General features: G+C 74.9%; 4 protein-coding genes. 3 read left to right on the top strand and 1 reads right to left on the bottom strand.

Annotation, left to right across the window (positions count from 1 at the left end):
• Window positions 1-106: 106 nt before the first annotated feature.
• Window positions 107-1,465 (bottom strand): MFS transporter, encoded by a 1,359-nt coding sequence (locus ACFU5G_RS29205; RefSeq protein WP_377252522.1) that lies wholly within the window; start codon window positions 1,463-1,465, stop codon window positions 107-109.
• Window positions 1,466-1,537: 72 nt separating this feature from the next.
• Between ACFU5G_RS29205 and ACFU5G_RS29210 the strand changes: the two genes are divergently transcribed.
• The 3 genes from ACFU5G_RS29210 (at window position 1,538) to hemQ (ending at window position 4,498) form a co-directional block, all read left to right on the top strand.
• Window positions 1,538-2,416: a LysR family transcriptional regulator gene (locus tag ACFU5G_RS29210; RefSeq protein WP_377252524.1), complete on the top strand. Its 879-nt coding sequence runs from the start codon at window positions 1,538-1,540 to the stop codon at window positions 2,414-2,416.
• A 138-nt stretch (window positions 2,417-2,554) separates the two neighbouring features.
• Entirely contained in the window at window positions 2,555-3,709 is a 1,155-nt protein-coding gene (locus tag ACFU5G_RS29215; RefSeq protein ID WP_377252526.1) for a ferrochelatase, read from the top strand.
• 39 nt (window positions 3,710-3,748) lie between these two features.
• Window positions 3,749-4,498: a hydrogen peroxide-dependent heme synthase gene (gene hemQ / locus ACFU5G_RS29220; protein WP_377252528.1), complete on the top strand. Its 750-nt coding sequence runs from the start codon at window positions 3,749-3,751 to the stop codon at window positions 4,496-4,498.
• The last annotated feature ends 69 nt before the right edge of the window (window positions 4,499-4,567 follow it).

Raw genomic sequence — 4,567 nt, forward strand, 5'->3', positions numbered from 1 at the left:
GCACTCTGCATCGAGGTCGGCACAGGCCTGTGCCGACCTCGATGCAAACTGCCGACCGCCTGGGCAGAGTGCCGACTCCGCGCGCCTACCGCCGTCGGCCCCGGGCTCAGGCGGCCAGGTCGTTCGCGCTCACCGGCGACGACACCCGGGTGGGCGACCGTCGGGCCCGCAGCCAGATCACCGCTGCCACGCACGCGAGCACCTGGAACCCGCCGGTGACGACCAGCACCGGCCCCGCCCCGAACGCGCCGATCAGCGCGCCGCCCGCCAGCAGCCCCAGCGAGGCGCCGCCCGCGTGCAGCACGGTCTCCGCGGTGAACGCCGTCCGCCGGGCCGCGCCCGTGGTCCGCTCCACGATCAGCGCGTTGAGCGCCGCGATGCCGAACGGCATTGCCAGGCCGCCCACGGCCGAGACGACGCCGACGGCGAGCAGGTCGGGCGCGGCCGCCGGCAGCGCCAGGTACGCGAGCCCGAAGACCACCCACGAGGCCACGATCGCGGGGATGCGCGGCACCCGGTGCACCACCAGCGGCACGACGAACGAGACGCCGACGGTCGCGGCGCCGTACCCCGCCATGCCCGCGGCGATCAGCTCGCCCGGGCGGTCGAGCTCGACCCCGAGCAGGGCCAGGCCCAGCGCGAACGCGAACCACGTGACGCCGCCGACGCCCGCCAGCGCCAGGCCGACGCCCAGCTCCGGCTCGCCGCGCAGCACCGAGCGCAGGTCGGGAGCCTGTTCCTCCCGCCGGCCCTCCGGTTCCCGCCGCCCGCCCTCGTCCCGCTGGTCGACCCGTTCCGGCCGGACGCGCTCCTCCCGCTGGTCGAGCTCGTCGAGACCCGGCCCGGTCCCGACCGGCTCGGCCGGCGAGGCGGCCCGCCCGTCGCTCGCCCGGACCGCCGGCACGGTCAGCATCGCCGCGGCGGCCAGCCCGACCGCTGCCGCCTCCCACCACAGCAGCGGCTCCGCGCCCCAGGCCACCAGCAGCCATGCCCCGAGCGCGGGGGCGAAGATCATGGAGGCGCGGTGCGCGAGGTCCTGCCAGGCCAGCGCCTTCGCGCCGACGCCGGGCCCGTTGCCGGGCAGCTCGGCCAGGTCCGCGGTCAGCGCCCGCTGCGCCGGTGAGAGCAGGGCCGACGTCGCCCCCGTGACCAGGCCCGTCGCGCACAGCACCACCGCGCCGACACCGATGGTCGCCGCCGCGACCGGGACGAGCACGAGCCCGAGCACCTGCACCGCGAGCACCGCGGCCAGGGCGCGGCCCGAGACCAGGTGCCCGCGCAGCCGCCGCCCCCACCACCCGGAGGTGAGCAGCGGCAGGCCGGCGAACCCGCCGACCAGACCGGTGGTCCAGGCGTCGCCGGTCTGGTCGAGCGCGACCAGGGGCAGCGCGACGGCGGTGATGCGCTGGCCGGTCCAGGTGACGAAGGTCGTCGCGGTCAGCGTGACGAGATGAGGATTGCGCACGGCGCCATCCTGCGGCGGTCGGCCGCCCGCCGGTAGACGGCCGGCCGGCATGAGCAGGCATAGGCTCACGCTATGAGCTCATATCCCACGGTCGAGGACCTCCGCCTGGTCGAGGCCGTCGCGCGGCACGGGTCGCTGGGCGCGGCCGCCCGTGAGCTGCTGGTCAGCCAGCCGTCGGCCAGCCAGCGGCTGGCCGCGCTGGAGCGGCGCGTGGGCACCAGCCTCTTCGACCGCGACACCACGGGCGCGCGGCCGACCGCGGCCGGGCGGGAGTTCTGCGACCAGGCCGCGCACGTGCTGGACCACCTGGGGTCGATCGTCGAGCGCACGCTGTCGGCGGCGCAGTCGCGCACGGTCTCCGTCGGGGCCTTCCCGAGCCTCGCGGGCACGCTGTTCGCCGCGCTCGACGTGCTGCTCGACGACGTCGTGGTGCAGCCGGAGGTGGACCACGGCCCCCGGCTGCTGGAGCGCGTCGAGCGGGGCGCGCTGGACGCCGCGTTCACGGGCATCGCCCGGCAGGTGCCGATCCCGCGCGGCCTCGTGGTCACCGAGGTCGGGCGGCACGACCTGGTCACGCTCCTGCCCGCGGGCGCCCCCGCGCCCGGCACCGGTCGGCGTCCCTACACGGGGCAGACCGTCGTCTACTGCCCGCTCGACCTCAGCGCCGACGCGCTGCACCGACGGCTGACGGAGCTCGGCGCGCAGGCCCGTCCCGGGGCCACGGCGGAGGCCGCCGTCCGGACCGCGCGCGAGCGGCGCTGCGCCGTCGTCATACCCGACATGGTGGCGCGCTGGTACGCCGCGCCCGGCGACCGCACCGTGCCCGCACCGGCCCGCGGGCGCATCACGCTCTCGATGGTGACCCGCAGCCCGGCACCGCAGATCCTGCTGGACGCCCTACCGGGCCTGCGCGAGCGCCTCCGAGAGGGCAACGCGCACGCCCGCCTCTGACGTGTCAGACGTACAGGTCCCTCCCGGGACCTGTACGTCTGACACCAGAGAGGTTCTGACAGGGCGTCGGTTCGATGTCACGTCCCGTTCCGCCCTCTCCGGTCGGTCCCGTCCGCCGGACGGTGGAAGGATGTGCGCATGCCCGCGATTTCCCCCCTGCCTGCGGCGCACGACGCCGCGCCGTACGACGCCCTCCTGCTCTACTCCTTCGGTGGCCCGAACAAGCCCGAGGACGTGGTGCCGTTCCTGCGCAACGTGACCGCGGGCAAGGGCATCCCGGACGAGCGGCTCGAAGAGGTGGGCGAGCACTACTACGGGTTCGGCGGCAAGAGCCCCATCAACGAGCAGAACCTCGCGCTGAAGGCGGCGCTCGAGGCCGAGCTCGCCGCCCGCGGCCTGGACCTCCCGGTCGTGTGGGGCAACCGCAACTGGGCGCCGTACACCACCGACGCGGTCGACGAGCTGGAGGAGCTGGGGGCCAAGCGCGCCGTCGCGCTCGTGACCAGCGCCTACTCCTCGTACTCCGGCTGCCGCCAGTACCGCGAGGACCTCGCGATCACGCTGGACAAGCGCGGACAGCTCGGCCCCGACAGGTCGACGGGCGTGCAGTTCGACAAGGTGCGCTCCTACTTCAACCACCCGGGCTTCGCGGAGGCCAACGTCGACGCCGTCGTCGAGGCCTACGCCGAGCTCGAGGCGAACGGCGGGTCGGGCGCGGCCGCGAAGCTCGTCTTCGTCACGCACTCGATCCCGGACACCATGGAGGCGGCGTCGCGCGTCTCGCACGCGACCTACTCCGAGCAGCACCTGGACCTCGCGCGGGTCGTGGCGGCGCGGGCGGCCGAGCGGCTCGGGCACGAGGTGCCCTGGGACCTGGCCTACTGCTCGCGCTCCGGCCCGCCCAGCCAGCCGTGGCTGGAGCCGGACGTCAACGACCACCTGGAGGCCCTCGCGGGCGAGGGCGTCCGCGACGTGGTGCTGTCGCCGATCGGCTTCATCTCCGACCACATGGAGGTCGCCTACGACCTCGACACCGAGGCGCTGGCCACGGCCAAGGGCCTCGGCATCACCGCCGTGCGAGCCGGTACTGTCGGCACGCGGGAGCCGTTCGTCCGCGGGCTCGTCGACCTGCTCCTGGAGCGGGCGGCCCTGGCCCGCGACGAGCCGGTCACCGAGGCGACCGTGGGGTCGCTCCCGGCGCTCCGCTCGGTCTGCGCCCCGGGCTGCTGCCTGCGGCGGGACGGCGAGCCGAGCGGCATCCCGGCGCTGTGCAGCACGGACCTGAGCTCCTGAGGTCCGCGGCCCGCCCGCACCCCTGACTGAGAGGCAGACATGAACGACACGCACGTGCACGGGGACACCGGTGCCGAGATCGACACCGCCGCGATCAACGAGGGCATCCGCTACACGATGTTCTCGGTCTTCTCCGTGACCGAGACGCTCCCGGCCGACGCCGACGAGCGCAAGGCCGTCGTGGCCGAGGCCGAGTCCGCCGTCGGCGGCGGCGCCGACCCGGCCGCGACCGAGGGCGACCTCGTCGTCCGCGGCTGGTACGACGTGGGTGGCCTGCGCTCCGACGCCGACCTCATGCTCTGGACCCACGGCCCCTCGATCGAGTCCGTGCAGGGCGCCTACCAGCGGCTGCGCGCGTCCGAGCTGGGCCGCTCCCTGGAGCCCGTGTGGTCGGTCGCGGCGCTGCACCGCCCGGCCGAGTTCAACCGCGGGCACGTGCCCGCGTTCCTCGCCGGCGAGGCGCCGCGCGACTACCTGTCGGTCTACCCGTTCGTGCGGTCCTACGACTGGTACCTGCTGCCCGACGAGGAGCGCCGCACCATGCTGCGCGACCACGGCATGGCGGCCGCGCCCTATAAGGACGTCCGGGCCAACACCGTCTCCGCGTTCGCGCTCGGTGACTACGAGTGGATCCTCGCGTTCGAGGCGGACGAGCTGCACCGCATCGTCGACCTGATGCGCGACCTGCGCGCCACCGAGGCCCGCCGGCACGTGCGCGACGAGATCCCGTTCTTCACGGGCCCGCGCACGACGCTTGCCGACTGGGCGGACCGCCAGCCCCTGAGCTGACACCGGCCGGGTCGCCCGGGCACTGACTTCGGTCGGTTGCGTTGAGATCGGTCCACTGATGGACCGATC

Source organism: Promicromonospora sp. NPDC057488 (assembly GCF_042802395.1).
Lineage (GTDB): Bacteria > Actinomycetota > Actinomycetes > Actinomycetales > Cellulomonadaceae > Promicromonospora.